Origin of the sequence: Acinetobacter sp. YH12249 (genome assembly GCF_013417475.1) — a bacterium.
Classification (GTDB): Bacteria; Pseudomonadota; Gammaproteobacteria; order Pseudomonadales; family Moraxellaceae; genus Acinetobacter.
Genome location: NZ_VPDX01000009.1, coordinates 89,305 through 111,293, shown reverse-complemented (window position 1 = coordinate 111,293; position 21,989 = coordinate 89,305). Strand labels below are relative to the sequence as shown.

At 40.7% G+C, this 21,989-nt stretch carries 21 protein-coding genes; 6 read left to right on the top strand and 15 right to left on the bottom strand.

The features are described from left to right. Positions 1 to 482 precede the first annotated feature (482 nt). Together otsB and FTV25_RS07400 are read left to right on the top strand one after the other, a co-directional pair. Positions 483 to 1,325: a trehalose-phosphatase gene (otsB, locus tag FTV25_RS07405; protein WP_180002462.1), complete on the top strand. Its 843-nt coding sequence runs from the start codon at positions 483 to 485 to the stop codon at positions 1,323 to 1,325. Continuing rightward, the gene (locus tag FTV25_RS07400; protein WP_180002461.1) at positions 1,318 to 2,751 is read left to right on the top strand and encodes a trehalose-6-phosphate synthase; all 1,434 of its coding nucleotides are present in this window, start codon (positions 1,318 to 1,320) and stop codon (positions 2,749 to 2,751) included. The genes otsB and FTV25_RS07400 overlap by 8 nt, the downstream gene beginning before the upstream one ends. Positions 2,752 to 2,781: 30 nt before the next feature. Here FTV25_RS07400 and FTV25_RS07395 read toward each other — a convergent pair whose 3' ends face one another. The 7 genes from FTV25_RS07395 to katE all read right to left on the bottom strand — a co-directional run bounded on the left by FTV25_RS07395 (position 2,782) and on the right by katE (position 9,746). Further along, entirely contained in the window at positions 2,782 to 4,029 is a 1,248-nt protein-coding gene (locus FTV25_RS07395) for an MFS transporter (RefSeq protein ID WP_180002460.1), read from the bottom strand. Positions 4,030 to 4,233: 204 nt separating this feature from the next. Beyond that, positions 4,234 to 4,947 (bottom strand): glycosyltransferase family 2 protein, encoded by a 714-nt coding sequence (locus FTV25_RS07390; RefSeq protein WP_180002459.1) that lies wholly within the window; start codon positions 4,945 to 4,947, stop codon positions 4,234 to 4,236. Beyond that, complete coding sequence (locus FTV25_RS07385) at positions 4,944 to 5,558, bottom strand: class I SAM-dependent methyltransferase (protein WP_180002458.1); 615 nt, start codon at positions 5,556 to 5,558, stop codon at positions 4,944 to 4,946. Before FTV25_RS07385 ends, FTV25_RS07390 begins: the two co-directional genes overlap by 4 nt. Beyond that, a complete protein-coding gene (locus FTV25_RS07380; RefSeq protein WP_180002457.1) occupies positions 5,548 to 6,333 on the bottom strand; it encodes a PIG-L deacetylase family protein in 786 nt (261 codons plus the stop codon). Before FTV25_RS07380 ends, FTV25_RS07385 begins: the two co-directional genes overlap by 11 nt. Next, on the bottom strand, positions 6,321 to 7,304 hold the full coding sequence (locus FTV25_RS07375; protein ID WP_180002456.1) for an acyl-CoA dehydrogenase: 984 nt from the start codon (positions 7,302 to 7,304) through the stop codon (positions 6,321 to 6,323). The genes FTV25_RS07380 and FTV25_RS07375 overlap by 13 nt, the downstream gene beginning before the upstream one ends. Before the next feature lie 51 nt (positions 7,305 to 7,355). After that, complete coding sequence (locus FTV25_RS07370; protein ID WP_166135421.1) at positions 7,356 to 7,565, bottom strand: hypothetical protein; 210 nt, start codon at positions 7,563 to 7,565, stop codon at positions 7,356 to 7,358. 57 nt (positions 7,566 to 7,622) lie between these two features. Beyond that, complete coding sequence (gene katE, locus FTV25_RS07365) at positions 7,623 to 9,746, bottom strand: catalase HPII (RefSeq protein WP_180002455.1); 2,124 nt, start codon at positions 9,744 to 9,746, stop codon at positions 7,623 to 7,625. Positions 9,747 to 10,412: 666 nt separating this feature from the next. On the opposite strand from katE, the gene FTV25_RS07360 reads away from it, so the two are divergent. The 4 genes from FTV25_RS07360 (at position 10,413) to FTV25_RS07350 (ending at position 15,705) form a co-directional block, all read left to right on the top strand. Beyond that, positions 10,413 to 10,910, top strand: a complete 498-nt coding sequence (locus FTV25_RS07360; protein ID WP_004783133.1) for a Dps family protein — start codon at positions 10,413 to 10,415, stop codon at positions 10,908 to 10,910. A 506-nt stretch (positions 10,911 to 11,416) separates the two neighbouring features. Next, positions 11,417 to 12,121 (top strand): PDC sensor domain-containing protein, encoded by a 705-nt coding sequence (locus FTV25_RS16090; protein ID WP_257218915.1) that lies wholly within the window; start codon positions 11,417 to 11,419, stop codon positions 12,119 to 12,121. 5 nt (positions 12,122 to 12,126) lie between these two features. Continuing rightward, the gene (locus tag FTV25_RS16085; RefSeq protein ID WP_257218914.1) at positions 12,127 to 13,002 is read left to right on the top strand and encodes a diguanylate cyclase; all 876 of its coding nucleotides are present in this window, start codon (positions 12,127 to 12,129) and stop codon (positions 13,000 to 13,002) included. 150 nt (positions 13,003 to 13,152) lie between these two features. After that, the gene (locus FTV25_RS07350; RefSeq protein WP_180002454.1) at positions 13,153 to 15,705 is read left to right on the top strand and encodes an EAL domain-containing protein; all 2,553 of its coding nucleotides are present in this window, start codon (positions 13,153 to 13,155) and stop codon (positions 15,703 to 15,705) included. Here the strand turns inward: FTV25_RS07350 and FTV25_RS07345 are convergent. From FTV25_RS07345 to moaA, 8 genes are read right to left on the bottom strand one after another with little or no spacing between them, the layout of a single operon-like run. After that, positions 15,695 to 16,336, bottom strand: a complete 642-nt coding sequence (locus FTV25_RS07345) for an ATP-binding cassette domain-containing protein (protein ID WP_180002453.1) — start codon at positions 16,334 to 16,336, stop codon at positions 15,695 to 15,697. The genes FTV25_RS07350 and FTV25_RS07345 overlap by 11 nt on opposite strands. A gap of 1 nt (position 16,337) precedes the next feature. Continuing rightward, positions 16,338 to 17,021, bottom strand: coding sequence for a molybdate ABC transporter permease subunit (modB, locus tag FTV25_RS07340; protein WP_180002452.1), 684 nt, complete (start codon positions 17,019 to 17,021; stop codon positions 16,338 to 16,340). A gap of 26 nt (positions 17,022 to 17,047) precedes the next feature. Then, positions 17,048 to 17,809 (bottom strand): molybdate ABC transporter substrate-binding protein, encoded by a 762-nt coding sequence (gene modA / locus FTV25_RS07335; RefSeq protein ID WP_180002451.1) that lies wholly within the window; start codon positions 17,807 to 17,809, stop codon positions 17,048 to 17,050. Between the two features lie 15 nt (positions 17,810 to 17,824). Next, a complete protein-coding gene (locus FTV25_RS07330; protein WP_180002450.1) occupies positions 17,825 to 19,054 on the bottom strand; it encodes a molybdopterin molybdotransferase MoeA in 1,230 nt (409 codons plus the stop codon). Then, positions 19,054 to 19,977 carry a bifunctional molybdenum cofactor biosynthesis protein MoaC/MoaB gene (moaCB, locus tag FTV25_RS07325; RefSeq protein ID WP_180002449.1) on the bottom strand — a complete coding sequence of 308 codons (924 nt, stop codon included), beginning with the start codon at positions 19,975 to 19,977 and terminating at the stop codon, positions 19,054 to 19,056. Before moaCB ends, FTV25_RS07330 begins: the two co-directional genes overlap by 1 nt. A gap of 49 nt (positions 19,978 to 20,026) precedes the next feature. Then, complete coding sequence (locus FTV25_RS07320; RefSeq protein ID WP_180002448.1) at positions 20,027 to 20,575, bottom strand: molybdenum cofactor biosynthesis protein MoaE; 549 nt, start codon at positions 20,573 to 20,575, stop codon at positions 20,027 to 20,029. A gap of 1 nt (position 20,576) precedes the next feature. Continuing rightward, the gene (locus FTV25_RS07315; RefSeq protein WP_180002447.1) at positions 20,577 to 20,828 is read right to left on the bottom strand and encodes a MoaD/ThiS family protein; all 252 of its coding nucleotides are present in this window, start codon (positions 20,826 to 20,828) and stop codon (positions 20,577 to 20,579) included. A gap of 1 nt (position 20,829) precedes the next feature. Further along, positions 20,830 to 21,882, bottom strand: coding sequence for a GTP 3',8-cyclase MoaA (gene moaA / locus FTV25_RS07310; protein WP_180002446.1), 1,053 nt, complete (start codon positions 21,880 to 21,882; stop codon positions 20,830 to 20,832). Positions 21,883 to 21,989 lie beyond the last annotated feature (107 nt).

Below are 21,989 nucleotides of genomic sequence, written 5' to 3'. Positions count from 1 at the left end.
TGTGTATATAGAAATCGTCGTAAACGATTAAACCTGCGGTTTAATTTACTTGCTGGCATATACAATTTAGATTGGGTGAAAGATAAACAATTAAATTGGTTGAAAAATGATTTATGAAGGAAGTCTAATGAATTAATTTCTAGAAATATAAATCAAAACCATTTTTTTACATTAAATAATCAAAAGAGTCTTATTTATAGCACTCAAAATTACTCAATCACTTAATATGCATAACCTTAAATATCATTATTAATATATTAAAAATCACTGAAAAATTATTTTACAAATATACAAAGAATATCAACTTTTTCTGCTGAATATTTCCAAATTTTACAAAGTAACTTTACATGTCAAAAGTGTTTCTTTTCTGCGCCTAACACCAATTTGAAAAATAGAATATGTTATAAAACTAATTAGATTAAAAATCACACAGTTTAACTCTAATTTTTAATCTATTTTATATCATGTACTTAGGTGGATTTATGTCAGGCATACATAGGGAACAAGATTTAGAAGATTCATCTAGCTCATCTTATATATCGCCAAAGATGATTTTAAATGATTGCAACCTGAATATGGACTCAGACCAGGTTGTTTTATTTCTTGATATTGACGGAACAATCTCTGAATTTCACCCAGATCCAGATAAAAGTATAATTCAACCTGAAATTATAAATATATTGGAAAATTTACAACAATATATTCAGCTGATATTAGTTACGGGTCGTTCTATTTTACAAGCACAAAGACTTATTCATCCTCTGCAATGGAATATCGCTGGATCACATGGTCTGGAATTAATCTATCAAGCTGATTTAAAGACATTAATCTCTTTAAATAAGCCGCAGCTACAAGCCCTAAAACAATATATTCAGGAACAGGCAGTTCAAATCTCTAACCTGCGGATAGAGGTTAAGGATTATTCTGTTGCGCTACATTTTCGTGAACATCCTCAACTAGAAGATCGCGTACATGCCTTTACGCTGGAGTGTCTCAACCAGTTTTCAGACTTTGAGTTAAAAGCTGGCAAGTATGTTTTTGAGCTGGTGCCCAAAGGCGCTAATAAAGGTTCAGCGATTCAACAGATTATTCAGCAATACCATCTCACTGATCATTATCCCATGTTTATTGGCGATGACCTCACCGATGAAGCCGGATTCAAGGTCATTAATGCCCTGCACGGCTGCTCAATCAAAGTAGGTTCTGGCCAGACCCTGGCACGGTACAGACTGGAGAACGTCTCTCAAGTTCAGGCCTTCCTGAAAGAATTTTTAAATGTAATTGAAGTACAAGAACAACAACGATTGGAGAAATCACATGTCTAAACTCATTGTGTTATCAAACCGTGTGAATCTACCTAACCCAGAAAGTATGAAGGCTGGTGGATTGGCTGTTGCATTGCAGGATGCATTGCAAGATATAGGCGGTATCTGGGTTGGATGGAATGGCTCCAGAGTTGACCAGAACAAGGAACAGAAATTTCAGATTCTGAAACATCAGAATGTGGAATATCATACCAGTGCACTGAGCGAAGCCCAGTACCAGGGTTATTATTGTGGTTTTTCTAATAATGCTCTATGGCCATTAATGCATGACCAGCATCAACGTGTGGAATATCAGCCACAGGATTTTAAAACCTATAAAGATGTCAATTTGCGTTTTGCCAAACACCTGAAACAGGTGGCTTCACCGCATGACATCATCTGGATTCATGATTATCATTTTCTGAGTGTGGCGCATTACTGCCGTAAATTAGGCATGCGTAACCGGATTGGATTCTTCCTGCATATTCCTTTCCCGGAACTGAAACTTTGGCAAACTCTGCCTCCTTATCAGGAACTGGCCCGACATCTGGGAGATTTTGATGTTATCGGTCTGCAAACTCCACGCGATCAGGCCAACTGTATTGACTTCTTGGAACAGGTATTAAATATCCAGCATCGCAATGATGAAATCCTGAGTTATCAGTCTAAACGGATTTATGTGAAGGCTTATCCAATCGGTGTACATCCGGCACAAATTCAGAAGCAGGCTGCTGAGAGTCAAGTCACTGACCTGCCCTTTGATCTGGATAAAGCACATGCCCATAAGACCATTATTTCTGTTGACCGGATTGATTACAGTAAAGGGCTACTGGAGAAAATTCATGCATTCCAGGAATTGCTGGATGAACAGCCTGAATTTAAAAATCAATTCCAGCAATTACAGATTGCCTGCCCATGCCGACTGGATGTGAACAGCTATAAAAAACTTTATGAACAGTTCCAGGCTGCGGTGCAGAATTTAAATCATCAGCATGGCAATGCAAACTGGCAGCCTTTTGACTGTAGCTACGACACTTTGGGTCATGAAGCCCTGATGCAGCTCTACCGTAAGGCCGATATTTGCTGGGTGAATTCAATCCGTGACGGGATGAATCTGGTCGCCAAAGAATATATTGCTGCGCAAGATCCATTGGATCCAGGTGTACTAATCCTGTCTAAATATGCCGGGGCTGCCGAGCAAATGAAGGAAGCCTTACTGGTCGATCCTTATGATCAGGACAGTATGGCTAAAGCCTTGAAAAGAGCCTTGCGTATGCCTAAGTCGGAACGTTTGGAACGTTACCGCTATTTACAGCAAGGCTTGAAGAATTTCGATATCATTCGCTGGCGTGATCAGTTCCTGTCTGATCTGAAAAAATCACAAAGCTTACGAATTTATCGACCAGTGGCCAAAGGCATTTCAACCCAGTTCAATATGCATGCCTAAGGTCTGAAAGCCTATAAAAAAACACCAGCTTTATGCTGGTGTTTTGTGGTCTAGGCCGGCAATAAGACCTTCTGCTTTTTCTGATTCTTTGTGACCGGCAGTCAGATGGTTCAGGATTACAATGCTCATTAAAGCAACTGCGATGACCGTAAATACTAAACGCAAGCCAATAATTTCACTGCCGAAACCTACCAGCGCTGGTCCGATCAAAGAACCTGTATAAGCAAATACCGATACATAAGATAATGCTACATGTGAAGCCATAGATTTTTGACGGCCTGCACGAGAGAACATCAATGGAACGATGTTAGCACTACCTAGACCCAAGATCGCATAACCAGTTAAAACGACTTGCCATACTGGTGCAAAGATCACCATGAATAAGCCTGCTGCAGCCAGTAAAGCACTTAATAAAATAGTGGTTTTTTCACCTAAGCTTTGAATGATGAGATGACCGCTAAAACGTCCAAGTACCATCAAGCCAGCAAAGAAACTATAAGCCAAACCGGTATGCGCTGCAGGTACATTAAACTGGGTTGCCAAGTAAATACCGCTCCAGTCCATCGCTGCGCCTTCAGACAGGAAGGATACAAAAGAGATCAGACCAATACCTAAAATTGCGAATGTCGGTAGCGCTTTTTTCGCAGGTTTTGCTGTAGCTGTATTAGTTTCTTCTGTAGTTGATGACTGACCACCTAAACAGAATGGAATTGCCAGCATCGCAATCGCAAGCAACATCACACTTACGACTAGTGCGCCAGTTAAAGGTGCCAGACCAAATCCCATTAACGTGGTCATGCCTAATACACCAACCAGACCACCCAAGCTACATACGCCATGGAAACCCGACATCAAGCTTTTATCCATAAGTTTTTCGATCTGGGCAGCCTGAATATTTACAGTTACACCCAAAGCGCCTGCACTGGCACCAAAGAAAAACAGGGTAATTGCCATCATCAAGCTAGTTGGACTAATCGCTAGCGCTGGCAAGATGAACAGAAATGCAGCCAGAATAACAGCCAGTACTGTACGGCAGCCAAACTTGCTTGCCATACGACCTGCCAATGGCATTGCCAGCATTGAACCCACTCCGGCACATAGCAAAAGTAAACCAAAGTCAGCATGGTTCAGCAATAAGCGCTGCTGCGCATAAGGAATTAATGGCGCCCAGGCAGCTGTACTAAAACCTAGACTAAAAAAACACAGTGCAGTGGCAATTTTCTGCCAGAGATACGGTGATGGAGACTGAAGACGAGAAATTAGCTGTGAATTTAACATTGTCATTCCAAAAGAAAGAGCTCAGGCATCCATTACCGATCATCCATAGAAAAACCCCGCGGACTTATAGCTGAAAAATATAAGTAGCAGGGCTTAATTTGTGTGAATTATAAACAGAATTTTTCTAAATGAAATAGCTTTTAGAGATGAATTTTTAAATTTTTTACAAGTAATTGATTGTATAAAATTTATAATTTTATAGTTTTATTTGTATACGCTGATCGGTTTTTTCATTGCTTCCTGTAACTCAAGATTTTGTAAAAAACAGGCGAAACCTTCAGCAACTTTTGATTGTAGCCGGCTACTGGTTGTTACCCTTAATTGATTGGACCAGGTAATTTTGACTCCTGCCTGTTGTAAACGGCGAACAAAGTCGACATCTTCATGACAATCTAACTGGTTAAATCCATCAAAATTATTATATATACTTGTTTTAAAACATAAATTTGCACCATGAATATGCCGGTGATCCATTTTGTCCTGATAGTGGTCTAAATATTTTAGCCGGGCTTCCAAGCTTAAATTTTTCCATTCGTCCACTTCAACGACCCCACAAATTGCGTCAGTAGGTTGGTGCTGCCACATGGCTTTGAACCAGTCTTCCTGAACACATGAATCCGCATCGGTACAACAGATCCAGTCGCATCCTTGTTCAATTACTTTTTGCACTCCTAAATGACGGGTCTTACCCACTGAACGAAAGTTACAACTGATGGTTTCTATACCTAATTGTCTGGCCTTGATCGCAGTTTGATCAGTACAACTGTCTAAGACAACTAAAATCTTAATCTCGGGAATATTTTCTGATAAACCAAGGTATTGATAAAATTCAAATTGTGCTTTTTTTAAGGCCAGCAGGCAGCGTTCTATATAGGCTTCTTCATTACAGGCAGGAATGACCACGCCAATTTTATTCATTTAAGGCCCTCTTGCTCTGCCACAGATTGTGGGCTATTCATCCAGACATCAATCAGAAAATCAGGTTCCTGAAGTTGTGAACATTTTTTATAAGGTAAGTGAGCATTTAGATGGTCATGAATATCATCACCGGTAAAGCTAAAACCTGAAATTGGTGCCCGCCAGTGACAAGCCAGAATACAGCCTTCTGCATCAAGGGCGTGCTGCAGCCAGTGGATCAATTTCCCTAAAGCGGCCTGATCCAGATAATACAAGACTTCACTTACCACAATTAGCTGGAATCTACGCTCTGGCAAGTCTTCCGGGACAATGCCTTGGACAAAACTTACATGAGAATAATCTTGCAGACGTTGTTGCGCCAGCCGGATCGCTGTCGTATTGGCATCCAGACAGATGAGTTCTCCGGTATGAGGAGCTAGTTCCTGACTTAGCATGCCATTACTACAACCGATTTCTATGGCAGATTCAAAATGCAGTTTGGGCAAGAGTGCTTTACAAATTTGACGTTTACGCTGTTCATACCAGCGCTGTTCATAATGCCATGGATCTCCCTGATTCAACGCATATAAAGCATCAAAATAGGCATGATCATAAGTTGATTTACTGTTCATACAGATAAACCTCCCATGGCTGTAAAACACGCTCTAATGCATGCTCAGGGACAATCGGTGCCTGTTCTGTCGTCGGATCATTCTCAATCTGACTTTTGAAACATCGTGCAGCTCGGGCTTTACATTTTAATTCTTCATCTGTCAGCCTGAGTTTGTGCGCAACCGTCCAAGGAATTCGGGTATCTCCTGGTGTGGCCCAGTGCCACGCCCAGATTAAAACTTGAATATATGGTAACTGTAGCTCAGTGGCGAGTTGCTGGGCGACCTGGCCGGTTATTTCATGGTCTGGATGTCCATCATGAACAAAAGTCGTGACCAATACATCATTAGGCTGTAAATATGAATACAATTGCTGTTTGAGCAAGTCTCGCTGCTCAGCCACTTTTCCATCCTGAATATCCAAAGCAATCCGAAGAACCGGATGTTCTAGGGACAATTCTTCCAGAGCTTGGCGAGTTTCTGCTGGACGAATCTGGTTCAGTTCTTCTGGCGTATACAGACTCGAACCGGGATGACTGGCCGTACCATTAGTCACTGCAAACAGTACAATCTTATAGCCGAGTTTATCCAGACGTTGCATCAGTCCGCCACATCCCAGAATTTCATCATCCGGATGCGGTGCCACAATACAGACTCTGGCATCTGCAGGAATTACATTGGAAATATTAAATTCTGGTATCTGTTGCAGTATTTCGCAGTTACGCCATTCTTCCACCCGTGTCCCCTCCCCATGGATCACACGATCTTCGACAATCTCATGTTTTAAAGTGCCCATAGTTCTTCCTCCTGTGCGCTTAGTTCTCCAATACGCTCAAGATCAAAAGCAGCATGGCTTTGACGGATAAATACCGGCAGATCTGCTGCGAGCTGGGCAAAATAAGAATTGGTACAATAAGGCGAGGCGCCAAGTGCTTTTCCGACCTGGTTCAGTACATTTAATGCAGTGGCTTCAACCTGCGCACGCAAAGCCTGAATCTGAAGTTGATGAGGAAATTTAGGTTGCTGGTCAATCAATTCTGCAACCCGATAGAACAAAGCCTGAGTAGCTAAAAGATCACGGCTGATTTCACCCAGATACATGGCTTTATACATATGTGGTTTTCTTAACTGTTCCTGCTGCAGATATTCAGCAAGAGCTACTGTGGCACCATACCAGCAAGCAGCAACGCCTGCTGCTCCATGCCAGAATCCTACCCGATCCAGATAAGCATGTGGATCAGCGACTTTTTTGACAGGGACCTGATTAAATTCCAGTTGTGCTGTTGACGTATACTGCATCCCTACAGCTTGCCAGACAGTATGATCATGCTGAATACCGGTCAGCTGCATATCTACAATCAATAACTGAGAGCGATTTTGTTCATCCCGATACGTCAGTAAGCCTGACTCTACCCAGCCAGAAGCGGAACACCAGGTTTTGATGCCAGTCAGCTTGCCTTCATCCAGCTGCAATGGTTGAGGCCCTCCTTCTGCTGCCCAGACTGCCCAGAGCTGATGAGGATTTGCCGGAATATTTAATTCATGCAGAATTGCGAGTGCATCCAGATGCGACTCAAATATTTTTCCCAGGCTTAAATTGATTGCCGAGATCTGGCTTAAAATTTGCCAGCGTTTTAAAGTTTCCCCTGATGCAGGAAAAGGAACCTGATCCGAAAGTTGCACCAGTTCCTTCAAAGTCGTTTGAATATTTTCTTTAGGTTCTAATGATGAATTTTTAAATCTTTCTAATATTGAACTGAGGTCCATAAAAGTGCTTCCTCAAAAATATCGATATTGTGGTCATTTGATGAAAGCCAGTTAAGGAAAAAGCCTTTTCATCTGTTTTAAACGGGTCATCAGTCCTAGTACCTTACGGCGTGCCATAATTTCTTCTTCACTAAAAGGCAACTCTTCTCTGAGTTGACTCATAGGTAGGTGGTTATGTTCGATCAGATAAATATCCTGCTCCCTGCTCCATTGCGCATTTTGCATCTGTGCCAGTAATTTTTTAGGATCTGGTCTCGCCATAAACTTTTTATCCCTTGAAATAGAGAATAGAAGCCGAAGCTTCTATTCTCATGGTATTTATGCAGGAATAGTTTCTGCAATCAATTCACGCGCCCAAACGCGGTGATTCATGATCAAGGTCTTAAAGGTATCTTGCACGGTATCGAATTGAGAATTCGCCAAAGTGCCTTCATCACTGATCAGTTTTAAGTCTTCAATTAGCTGACCTTTATCTCCCAGGAAGACAATCGGTTTCAGGTGCTTATAAGCTTCAAGCAGATAGTGAGTCGCGATACCATCTTTCAGCACCATGTCATAGTTATCACCATCGACAATAACTACGGCATCATAGGCAATCGAAGGTTCAGCTTTCTGCATACCATCAGATGGAATCACTGTACCTTGCTGGCTCAGGACTGGTCCTGGACGAGGTGTTAAAACATCAGCCCCAGCACTTTCTGACTCAGCCCAAGCCTGCACAGCTTTGATACTGGCTTCATTGGCTTTGTCATGTGCCAGAATCGCGATTTTACGTGCCTTAATATCGGCAGGTTTAAACGCTTCAAAAGACAGACGCTTAGAAATCAGAACATCAGGCAGTTTGGCAGCTTTTTTCTCAGCTGGGATTTCAATTCCTAACTGGTCCGCAACCTGTTGAGCCAGCGTCAAGTCGATATTGCACAACACTTCGAGAACTTCACGTTCACGGATATTTTGGCGCTGTACTTTACTCAGTTCGAATACATAGGCATCAATAATATGCTTCTGCTCATGCGGTGCCTGGCTTTGATAGAATAAACGGGCATGAGTGAAGTGATCATTAAAAGACTCACTACGCTGGCGGATTTTATGACCGTCAATACGTTCCTGATAGCTTTCGAAACCACCTGCCTGAGTCGCACCTGGCGCTTCAGCCGGCCAGTTGTCATCAATCGAGTTTGGTTCGTAGTTGGCCTGTCCGGTGTGAATAAGACGTTGATGCAGACCATCACGCTGGTTGTTATGGAATGGACAAACCGGCTTATTGATTGGAATCTGATGGAAGTTTGGACCACCCAAGCGGCTTAATTGAGTATCGGTATAAGAGAACAGTCGGGCCTGTAAGAGTGGATCGTTGGTAAAGTCAATGCCTGGTACGACATGACCTGGACAAAAAGCAACCTGCTCAGTTTCACCGAAGAAATAATCAACATTACGGTTCAACACCATACGGCCAATTGGAGTCACTGGAACCAGTTCTTCCGGAATGATTTTGGTTGCATCCAGCAAGTCAAAATCAAATTTCATCTCATCTTCTTCAGGAACGATCTGTACACCTAATTCCCATTCCGGGTAATTACCGGAAGCAATCGCTTCATACAGGTCACGACGATGGAAATCCGGATCCTTACCCGCCAGTTTTTGCGCTTCATCCCATACCAGCTGTGTCAGACCTTGTTTAGGCGTCCAGTGAAACTTTACAAAGACAGCTTTATTTTCAGCATTAATCAAACGGAAAGTATGCACCCCAAAACCTTGAATCGAGCGTAAATTACGTGGAATAGCACGATCTGACATTGCCCACATCACCGCATGTGCAGATTCAGGCACAAGAGAAACAAAGTCCCAGAAAGTATCATGTGCTGATGCGCCTGATGGAATTTCGGTTTGTGGTTCAGGCTTTAACGCATGGACAAAATCAGGGAACTTGATGCCATCCTGAATAAAGAATACTGGCGCATCGTTGGCCACCAGGTCAAAGTTACCTTCATCCGTATAAAACTTGGTCGCAAAACCACGAATATCACGTACCGTATCTGCTGAACCGCGAGGACCTTGTACTGTAGAGAATCGAACAAAGACTGGAGTCTGGGCACCGGTATTGGTTAGAAACCCGGCTTTAGTCCATTTTTCATTGCCTGGATAAGCTTCAAAAAAACCATGTGCTCCAACACCGCGTGCATGCACAATTCGCTCTGGAATACGCTCATGGTCAAAATGAGTAATCTTTTCACGAAGAATAAAATCCTCCATTAAAGTTGCCCCACGAACGCCCGCTTTTAGACTGTTCTGGTTATCCGAAATCTTAACACCTTGGTTAGTAGTCAGTGTCTGTTCGGTGGAGTCGCTACGATATGCATCAAGCTGCTCACTTTTTTTATTGGTATTCTGCTTATCTAAACCATTTTTACCTGTGGCTGGACTGTTCGCCTTAATTTTCATGACATTTTCCTTGCTGATCTTGAGTTTAGTGAAGTCTTTTTTTGCCTATCTCAAATTCGCTTGAGTTTTATTCAACATCTTGGCGTTTTTACAGAAAAATAAAGTTCCACTTTTATCTGCATGCGGTGAGCTGTTGCTGAGTATGAAAATCTTTTTATTGATTTCGTCTGTATCCCTAACATAACGAGATTTGACGAATACATTGCTGAGTCTTTGTAGTGGCTTGTTTAATAAAGGCACAGTTCTGTTATTTTTCTTAACTACACAGTTTTTTTTACCGAGTAACGATCACAAAATTCGAAAAATTTAAAGCTGATAGTTTTTACTAAAAGATAAAATCATGAAATAAAGGCTTAATCATCTAAAAATAAAAATAAGTTTTAAAAAACCAATCTAGATCTTTGAGTTCTTATAGGACAAAAATTAGTTTCTTTTTACAGTTACAATCCTGTCACCAGGCTATACAGAATGCCTAAACTTATATCTTTTTCCGTCCTATAAACTATATAACTCAGAAGTACTTAAAATTATTTCCACATATAAATAGTGGCAAAAAGCTATTTCATATAAAAGGTCATGCTGCCAAGATTTCCTATCTTTTCAGCCATGACTGGCAAACTTCTATTTTAAAAGATATCTCTCTACAAAATTGTTAAGGAGTAAAACATGGGCTCTTCAGAAAAAAATGCTAAAGCTATGAAAATTGATATTGGTATTTCTTACGAAGACCGTGCCAAAATCGTCGAAGGTCTATCTAAATTATTGGCAGACAGCTATACCCTCTATTTAATGACCCACAACTTTCACTGGAATGTCACCGGACCACAGTTCAATAGTCTGCACAGCATGTTTATGACCCAATATACCGAACAGTGGAATGCTCTTGATTTGATTGCAGAACGTATCCGGGCTTTAGGCTTTGCCGCACCCGGCACTTACCAGCAATTTGTTAAGCTGACTGCTATTAAAGAAGTAGAAGGTGTACCAGATGCCCAAGAAATGCTGCGTTTATTGGTAAATGCTCATGAAACGGTAGCTCGTACCGCACGCAATCTTTTTGAAGTTGTTGATGAAGTCAACGATCAACCGACTGCAGATTTAATCACGCAACGTCTTGATGTGCATGAAAAAACAGCCTGGATGTTAAGAAGTACTTTAGAGTAATTAATTTTTCTCATTGAGAAAACAACTGTAAAATCAGAAAATTAACTTTTCCTAAAATAAATAAGTGTTCAAATTTAATTGATATCCTTTTGAGCACTTATTTATCCCACCTTTCACCCTATAGTGAAGGCTTTGAAAAATAAATAATTTACCTTTTAAAAGATTATTTTTTAATCAATAAATCTTTATTTATTATCTATTTAATTATATTAGGTTAGACAGAAAATTTGGCTTTTAAATAAAAATTTCTTATATTATAAAAATATAATTTTTACTAAATCAGTATTTTATTATTTTTTTGATCTTAGTCTTTTTCCATATCTTTTAAATATATTGAACAAATGGACCAAACCATTTCTGCTTACAAAATAAGCAACAGATTAAGCTTCAAAAATGCTTACAAACTGAATATTATTCATCTAAAATAGAGAACTACATCACACAATATAATTATTGAAATATATTGTATATATTTTGTATTTCTGAAAGATTCAGGGGATTAAGTTATGAGTGTTCAAAAGTTGTTCATTTCACTCAAACTTAATTTACGTAAATTGATTTTAATCCTTTTACTTGTGAGTCTGGTGATTCTTTTTTCAATTACATTGATTGTGAGCAATGTAATTCACCGACAGCAACTGATTAATAATTCTCTTGCAACTAATTATGAGTATGCAACTAAAGTTGCTTCTATTTCTGATTTATATTTTAAAAATATATTTAATGATTTAAGCCTCAGTGCCAATATTATTAAGAATGGCTTTCATAATGAGCAGTTATTAAAAACTGAATTAAATAGATTGATTCAACAATCTAATTCTTTTAGCAGTGTTTTGATCAGCGATGCAGATGGTCATGTCATCGAATATGCGCCTGAAATCTTGAAATTAGATAAAGTTGCGATTATCCGGTCTTTGGGCTTTAGCAAATCACTCGAATCAAAGAAGCCTTATATTTCCTCACCCTATTATTCATTAAAAGGTAATCTGGTCGTCCTGGTTAGTTTTCCCATCTTTGATCAGAATAATAAATACCAAGGCTTTATTGCAGGGTTTATCTATTTACATGAAGAATCCTTATTAAAGACACTTTTAAGCGAAAATTATGGTTATAAAATAGCTACTTATATGTTTTTGATAAAGAAAATAAAATTATTTATCATCCAGAAAGAGAGAGAATTGGAAAAACATTCCAACACAATACCGGTTTAGCTTATATGGAGTCACATAGCTCAGGAAAAATAAAATTAAACAACGATATGGGAGTTAGCGAACTAGCAAGTTTTGCAAAAATTCCTACGACTAACTGGACCGTGGTGTTTCAGCAGCCTACAGAAGATTTATTCGCCCAAGCGCGTCTTCTTGCCTACAAAGTGATTGGCACAATTTTTGTTATCTACATTATTATCTTTTTAATCATCTGGCGTATTTCGAAATTTATTACCTCTCCATTAAATGATCTTGCCAAAATGGCAAGTCATTTGAATGATCCAGGTATCACTGAAAAGATTAATCATATTAAGCCTTGGTATTTTGAAGTTTTTAAATTCAAGAAGTCCCTATTATCTAGTGTAAACGTTTTTAATCAGGAGATTGAAGAACTTAAACAGGATACTTTAACCGATCCTTTAACCGGCTTTTATAATCGTCGTGGCTTTGAACTATTTTTAAATGATTTAATTAGCAATAAAACTTATTTTGCTGTGGTGGTTTTGGATATTGACTATTTCAAGAAAATTAATGATCGTCATGGGCATGATATGGGTGATGTGGTATTAACCAAAGTTGCCGGATTTATTCGGGCAAGTTTTCGCGAACAGGATATTTGCTGTCGCGTTGGTGGTGAAGAATTTATTATTCTTGCGCCAGTCAAAGAGATTTCACAAGCCTCTAAAATTGCTGAAAGATTAAGACATAAACTGGCATCGACTTATTTACTTGAAGTTGGTGTAGTGACTGCCTCACTCGGTATTGCACACTGGCCTTTAACTTCTTCCGATATTAAAGAAGTTTTAAAACAAGCAGATACGAATTTATATCAAGCCAAACATTTAGGGAGAAATCGTGTGGTGACAGGTGAAAAAAGTGCCTAGTAATAATATTTTTATACAGTTATTAAGTAGATAATTTAAATATATTATTTTGTTATTGTGTTATGGGGTTTAGATCTTTTATTCAAAAAAACAGTATAATTTCTCTAATACTTCTAGGTTTATATAGAGGTTTATACTTAAGGATACAATATGACTTCTTTTTATAATGGAGGCACCAGCCAAGAGATTTTTAATCTGATTGGTCAAGCTGCTGCCTTAGAGGATATCATAGATGCGATTACCGTATGGTTAGGGGACAAAATCCCGGATGCACTGGTATCTGTCATGTTGTATTCGGAACAGGAACAAACGCTTAATTTAATAAAAGAACCAGCCTATTTTTCCAGAGAATATGTAGAAGCTTCAAAAGATCTAAAAATCGGCCCGAATGTTGGCGCTTGTGGTGCAGCTGCATATCATCGTCGTTTAGTGGTCTGTGAGGATTTATTCAATGATCCGAACTGGGTCGCATATAAAGATCTGGTTAAACAAAATGGTTTAAGAGCCTGCTGGTCGGTACCAATTGCCAACGGGAGTGGCAAACTTTTTGGCTCTTTTGGTACTTATTATCGTTCGATCAAGTCTCCTACTCCCAATGAAATTGACCTGCTGCAATATGCAGCTTCGCTGATCGCCTTAACCTTTGAGTTGTATGAAGAACGCAAAAAACGAAATCATCTCAAAGATAAATATCAGTCATTTTTCTCTTTTCATCCCGATGCAATTTTTGAGCATAATCTGGACGGCAATATTGTAGATGCCAACCTGGCCACCAATTTTTTTAACGAAGTTGGTGTTAAATCGCATATCGGAACTAAAATTGATCATTTTATTGAACCTGAACATCGCCCTCTTGCCTTAGAAGCCTTTGAGCAGGCCAAGCATGGTCTGACTGGACACCTTGAAGTTCAGGCACATAACTCGGCAGGACAGAAATACTGGCTCGATTTAACTTTTTTGCCAATTAAAGTGAATGGTGAAATTGTCGGTATTTTTAGCGTGGCACGCGATATAACTGAACGCTATCAAAACAATGAAATGCTGAGATTAATGAAACGTAGTGTCGATGCAAATCCGCATGGCATTATTTTAACTTCGGCAGAAAATGACCAACCTATTGAATATGTTAATCCGGCCTTTGAGCAGATTACCGGTTATAGCCTGGAAGAACTCAAAGGGAAAAATTGCCGCATCTTGCAGGGACCCGATACTTCAGCGGAAAGCGTCCAGCAAATCAGCGAAGCCATTCAGAATAAATCTGAAATCAAGATTATCCTGAAAAATTATCGTAAGGATGGACACTGGTTCTGGAACAAGCTAAACCTAGGTCCAGTCTTTGATGAAAATCATAAGTGCACTCATTTCATTGCCATTCAACAGGATGTGAGTCAGCATGTTGCCCAGCAAGAACTAATCGCTTATCAGGAATCACATGACCATTTAACCGGCTTTATCAACAATAAGCTGTTTGAAGAAGTGGTTCAGGAAAAACTGCATCTAGCGCAGAGTGGTTCTGCAAATCTAGTGCTTTTATATCTGGATCTGGATGATTTTGAACCTTTGAATCAAAGCCTCGGTCATGATATTGGCGATAAAATTTTAAAACTAGTGGGCAATCGTCTGAGCCAAAACCTGGAGCCGGAAGATGTAATTTCCAGATTTTCAGGAGATGAGTTTGCAATTTTATTAACTCAAATGAATGATCTCAAGCAAGTTGCTGTACGTGCCGAAGAAATCATCGCCGGATTATCTCAGCCTTTCCATGTGGATGGTTACGACATTCACCTGAGTGCAAGTATCGGTGTCGCTGATGCTGATCCCGACATCAAATGCGTTAAGCAGTTTATCAATGCAGCCAAGGATGCCATGCGTGATGCTAATGCCGAAGGGGGTAATACTTGGCACTGGTATAATTTCACGAAAGAGCCTTTACCGAAGGTAGATTATGTACAGCTTCGTCATGAACTGATGGTCGCTCTGCATGAACAGCAGTTTAAACTGTTTTATCAGCCGATTCTGGACAGTGAAACGGGCAAGGTCAAATGTCTGGAAGCTTTGATCCGCTGGCAACATCCAGAAAAAGGCTTTATTTCTCCTGCCGATTTCATTCCTTTTGCAGAAAGGACCGGGCAAATCGTCTCAATTGGCGAATGGGTACTTAGACAGGCTTGTGAGGAAGTTAAAGCCTGGAATATGCAGCATGAGACTCAAATTTCGGTTGCCGTCAATCTATCTCCTTTACAGTTTAAAAGAAGTGGATTCCTGAGTGATCTCCAGCAATTATTAGCGGAAATTGAATTCCCGCATGAGTTACTAAAACTCGAAGTGACTGAAAGCATGCTGATTGCCAGCGGTGATAAGTCCATTGAGATCTTAAAAAATGTCCGGGCTTTGGGCATTAAAGTTTCGGTAGATGACTTTGGCACTGGTTATTCGAGTTTAAGTTATTTACGTAGTCTTCCGATCGATGAAATCAAACTGGATCGTAGCTTTGTTCAGCATTTACCTGGCAATCCACGAGATGAGGCCATTATTGAAGCCATGATTACCCTAGCGCATAAGCTGGATCTGGAAGTCGTTGCGGAAGGAATTGAGAATCCTGAACAGGCTGAGTGTTTAAAATCACATCATTGTGATTATCTGCAAGGTTTTTACTATGCAAAACCTGCCCGCCTCAATCAGCTGGAGTTAATCAGTTCCTGATTAATATGCCCTGTTTGAGCTGTACAGTTTCAGCTTCTAAGTAAGCTAATTCTTCTAAATGATGAGTCACATAAATCATCGGTAGATTTAGCTCGTCTTTGATCCGTTTTAGGAAGGGTAAAATCTGTTGTTTTAACTGTTGATCCAGTCCCGTTAAAGGTTCATCCAGCAACAATAGATTCGGTGAAGACAGTAATGCTCGGCCAATAGAAACGCGCTGCGCTTCTCCACCTGAGAGCTGGTGTGCTCTACGATATATTAAAGGTTTTAATTCTAATAATTCTACGATGTCTTCAAACTGGAATTTTCGATCTGCTCTAGATACCAGTTTTTCTGCATAACATAGGTTCTGCTGCACATTCATATGTGGAAACAGCAAAGCATTCTGGAAAACTAATGCAATCTTGCGCTGATGCATTGGAATATTAATTTTCTTTTCTGTATTGATTAAATCCTGATGTTTAAACTGAATATATCCTTGATCAGGTTTTAATAGCCCGACAATATTTTTGAGTAAAGTACTTTTTCCACTCCCAGATGCACCGACAATCCCTAATAGTTGCTGCGACATTTCCAGTTTAATATTCAACCCAAAATCGGCTTGTTGATATTGAAAATCACATTTCAACATTTCAGCCTCCCAATTTCCGTTGATAGTTTTGCAAAATAAAATAATTGGCAATTAAGGCAGTAAATGCCAAGAAAATAGACAATGTCACCAGACGCATCGCCATTTCTTCACCATTTGGTTGTTGCAGTAAGGAATAAATTGCGATGGGAATAGTGCGGGTTTCATCCGGAATATTTCCCACAAAAGTAATGGTGGCACCAAACTCACCCAGACTGCGGCTAAAACATAAGATGCTGCCAATCAGCATACCGGGAATCGCCAGAGGTAAATTGATACTCCAAAACACTTTCCACGGTGCTGCGCCCAATGAACCTGCGATATGTTCGAGTTGCTGATTCATGAGCTGAAATGACAAACGGATCGGTTGCACCATCAGCGGAAATGCCACAATCATCGAGGCCAATACCGCCCCTTTCCAGTTAAATGCCAGTTGCAACCCGAGTGTATTGAGATATTGGCCAATCATGCCCTGATTACCAAACAGTATCAGAAGCAGATAACCCAAAACCACAGGTGGCAGCACCATCGGCAATTGCAAACATGCTTCGACCAGAAACTTAAGCCGAAATTCATATCTGGCCAAAACCCAAGCCAATGCTACTGCAAAAGGTAAACAGAATAAGGTCGCAAAGCTGGCCACCTTGGCAGACAGGTAGAGCGCACTGAGTTCTTCTGGACTTAACATCTTGCAGTTATTTCTCCAGCCATTGTCTAGGGGTTCAGCCTAAATCCATATTTTTGAAAGATGGCTTTAGCCTGCGCACTTTTTTGTATAAATTGTTCAAATTGCACTGCTTCTTTATTCTGTGCGCCTTGCCATGTCAAAGCTAAAGGATAAATAATCGGACTATGTAAATTTGCTGGGAAAGTACCGATGATTTTTACTTTTCGGCTGATCAAGGCATCAGTTTTATAGACAATCCCCACTTCACACTCGCCACGTTCGACAAAAGCCAAAGCCGAGCGCACATCATCCGTTCCAACAATTCGTCCTTTCAAGCCATTTAACCAGTTCAGTTTGGTCAGACTTTGCTTGGCATATTTTCCGGCAGGCACTGATTCCATTTGCCCGGTACATACATAACCTTTAAAGGACTGGGCAAAATTAAAACTGGACCGGGGTTTAAAATGAATATTCAGATGTTTCGGGCTGATCGCCACTAACTGATTTAACAGGATGGGATGAACTGAACTGGAATTTATAAGTTTCTTGTGTACCAGATAATTCATCCAATCCTGATCAGCTGAAAAGTATAGATCACTACTAGCTCCTGCTTCGATCTGTTTGGCTAAAGCAGAAGATGCACCAAATACGGAAATAATCTTAGTTTGTGGATGTTGGGCTTGGTAAATCCTGGAAATTTCGGTCACAGCATTATTTAGACTCGCTGCGGCGTAAACCTTCACTGTTCCTGCATGGACTGAGGAAAACATCATGGCAATGCACATGGATAAAAACAGAGATTTTTTCATGTGCATCTACCCTTATCAGTGAATAAATAAGCCTTGAACAAGATCCCCTTCTTTCAGGCTTTTTCCTGCCGGAATGCGAACCAGACAATTGGCCTGCATGAGATTGCTCAGCATATGTGATTGCTGCTTAGACAGACTTTTAACTCGTAAAACCGACTGCTCAAAGCTGGCAGACATTCTTAAAAAGCGCTCTCTGGCATTCATTTTCAGATCATGGGTGAGTACAGCATTAAACCAGTTCGGCTGAGATTTGTGTCCTTGTAAGGCATTTAATAAAGTTGCGGTGTAGATCTGCATGCCCACATACACTGCTGCGGGATTGCCCGGCAAACCCAGCAGATAACAATGTGAACTATCATTGCGCTGTAGCTGGGCAAAGAACATCGGCTTGCCCGGCTTCTGTTTTACTTTCCAGAATATCTGGTCGAAACCTAAATTTAGTGCTACAGGCCGAATGAAATCATAATCTCCGACAGATACACCGCCCGTGGTTAAAATCAGGTCATGGCTTGCTGATAATTCTTGAATGAGATCCCATACTGCCGCCTCAGTATCTGCAACATGAAAAATCTCAACCTGCTGCCCGGCTTGCTGAAACCAGGCTTCAATCAGGGGACCGTTGGCATCAAAAATTTTACCCGCTGCAAAATCCTCGATACTTTCAGCAACTTCATCACCTGTAATGACCACAGCCACTTTAGGATATTGAAAAACCTTAACAGTATTGATCCCCGCCATGCTTAAAGAGGCAATTGCACCGACTGACAGCTGCTGACCTTTATTGGCCAATAATTGCCCGACTGAAATTTCTTCGCCCACATCCCGAATATCGGCATGAATTTTAAGCTGTTCCGTAATTTTGATTCTGGATAAATCAATTGCTTGAACGATTTCCTGACGTGCGACCGTAGTAGTCCCAAGCGGAATTTTAGCGCCGGTAAAAATCCTGACTGCCTGACCATCCTGAAGTTGCAGCTCATCCTGTTGCCCTGCCCGAATTTCACCGATAAGCTGAAACTCACTTTCTGGTTCAATTGCAGCTTGGGTACACAGTGCATAACCATCTACGGCACTTTGCGAAAATAACGGTAAATTAATCCCAGAATAAATATCCTCTGCCAGATAACGATTTAAGGCCTGATTCAACTTCAATCGTTCAGTTGCTAACACTTGAGTATGCTGCAAAATTAATTCTAAAGCCTGATCTACTGTAATCAGACCATGTTCTGCTCCGCATCCAGACATTATTGATAACCACCTTGATGTGGAATATTTTTCTGCACATCAAATAAATGTACCAACGCTGGTAGTACAGCAATTAAAGATTCTTTAGCCCCTTGTCGGCTGCCCGGTAAAGTCATTACCAAACTGTTATCAATATAGCCCGCAACGCCACGACTTAAAGCCGCATACGGCGTTCGTTTCTGTCCAAAACTGCGTGAAGCTTCCATGAGTCCAGGAATTTCCCGTTTCAGTAAAGGCTGTAAAGTTTCAACCGTTAGATCTTTAGGGCCTAGGCCTGTTCCACCCACAGTCAGGATCAATGGATAGTCATTTTTTTGTTGATGAACCAATGCCAATAATTGTTCAGGATCATCTGGAATCACTTGATAGGCTATATTTTCAAAATTGGCTTCTTGTAATATTTCCAGAACATTTTGCCCTGCTGTATCCGTTTTTTTACCGGCAGCGACTGTATCTGAAAGCACAATGATAGATGCTGGCAAGGCTTCTTTTAAAACACGGGCAAAATGCGATTTACCGCCTTTTTTCTTTTGTAATTTACATTGATCCAGACATAAGTCTTCCGGTTCACAATGTGGTTTGAGCATGTCATAGAGGGTCAATCCAGCCAGACTAACGGCAGTCAAGGCTTCCATTTCCACACCGGTTGGACCAATTGTTTCTACTGTGGCAATAATTTCGACATGTGCATCAAACAGTTCATATTCCACATCTGCACGATAAATTGGTAAGGGATGACATAACGGAATCAGTTCATCGGTTCGTTTAGCTCCCAGAATCCCGGCAATGCGGGCTGTCTTTAGTGCATCACCCTTTTCCGTATTGCCATTTCGTAATAACTCAATGCAATGTGGCGGTGCATGCAGAATCCCTGTAGCCACTGCAGTCCGATAACTTTCTGCTTTCATCCCGACATTTTTCATTGCATGTTCCTATAGTTCATTTCTTCTTAAAACGTGTGTCTGTTCTGACTTATATCGGCCATTGATAGATGAATGGCGTATTCTCTTTGGCATGATGATAATGTTGATGCGTCTCATCTGAATGTTTTGGATGATGATGCATGTGAGCAGTTTCTACATCTTTACGGATACAACACCCCTCAACATATTGACTGCTGCCATCCATATAAAACTCTTCTTTCCAGACTGGCACCTCATGTTTGACCCGCTCCACTACTTCCTCACAAGCAGCAAAAGCTTCACGTCGATGTGCAGCATAAGCAATTGCAATAATGGCTTTTTCGCCAATATCTAGTGCCCCAATTTGATGAATTACCCGCACATAGGACACGCCGTATTTGGCCTGGATTTCCTGTTCAATCTGGCGAATCATTTTTTCTGCAACAGGTGCATAGGCCGTATATTTCAGTGCCTTGACTGCTTTACCTTCATGGTGATTGCGTACTGTTCCAATAAATACACCGACTCCACCACATTCAGGAAAAGACTGGATCGAATCAAAACTTTCCAGATCTAAAGCAGTATTTTGAATCCTAGAAAATTGCTTGAATTCGCTCATTTCAACCTCCTGCGACAGGTGACAACAGCACCAAAGTACTGTCAGCATTAAGAGGTGTCTGACGTGAAATGATGTCTTCACCCATGGCACAGGCACAGCGTTCGATCATGGCAAAAGCTTCAGGATAATCTTGCCCCACCTGATTCAAAACCTCAGATACAGTACTTTGAGGTTTGCAGATAATTTCGAGATTTTGCGGTAACTGTCGTTCTACCGCACCGAAGGCTTCAATTCTGATTCTGATCTGTGACATCTTAACCTCCTATCATGTGCATACTAATTTTGCGGCTGTTTTGATTCATACTTTGATTTTTCAAGCGCTGCTCTATAGCATGAAAGCCCTGTTCTTTGTTCCAGATATATCGGGATAAAGCGCCATACAAATTCAACTCGCTTAGAGCGATAGATGAATTTAGTGATTTAATTTCCTTTTTAAGATTCAAGCCTTGAGGTGCAAACAGGCAGTTATAAAATTCACCTTGTGCAGTCAATCGCAAGCGGTCGCAGCTGCCACAAAATGAATTGGTAATAGTTGAGATAATTCCAATCGGATGGCCATCAATCAGATACTGGCGTGCGGGTTCCGAAGCTGATTGGGCAGAATTATTAGTTTTTTGAGTGAGCGTAAATTCAGCCGCCAAAGTTTCTAAAATGTATTGTTCACTGACCACATGCTCAGTAGACCAATTGTGATCCCCATCAAGTGGCATAAATTCGATAAAGCGCAGGACAATGTTTTGCTGAACTGACCAGCGCGCCAATGGCAGAATCTGATCGTCATTCATACCCTGCATCAGCACGGTATTGATCTTAATCGGTAAACCAGCATCTTGTGCTGCCTGAATTCCTTCCAGCACAGGTGCCAAATCTTTTTGAGTCAGCTGTTTAAACTGATCAGCATCCAGACTGTCCAAACTAATATTCAGGTCATCCAGTCCCGCCTGCTTTAAGGCCTGTGCATATTGTTTTAAGTAATGCGCATTGGTGGTCATGGAAATGCGTTGTAGTCCCAGCTTTTTCAGCGCTTGCAGTTGTTCAACAAAATGCACTACGCCCTGACGCATTAAAGGCTCACCACCGGTAATGCGGATATACTGAATGCCATGACGCACCATAAAATCGCAAAATTGATACAGCTCTTCAAAACTGAGCAGATCGTGTTTTTTCGTCCATTCCGGATGTTCAGGCATACAATAAATACATTTAAAATTGCAGCGATCGGTCACTGAAATCCTTAGCTTGCGCTTGCCACGACCGAATTGATCGACAAACAAGGCATCATTTTTAAGCTGTGTCATCATATTCATGTTGAACATCCATCTTCAGGCATTGGGTGGGTTGTTGCACATATGCAGTGCGCGAAACTCAAATCGCCCAATCTTGTAATAATTAGATTTGCAATAAGTGTTCCAAC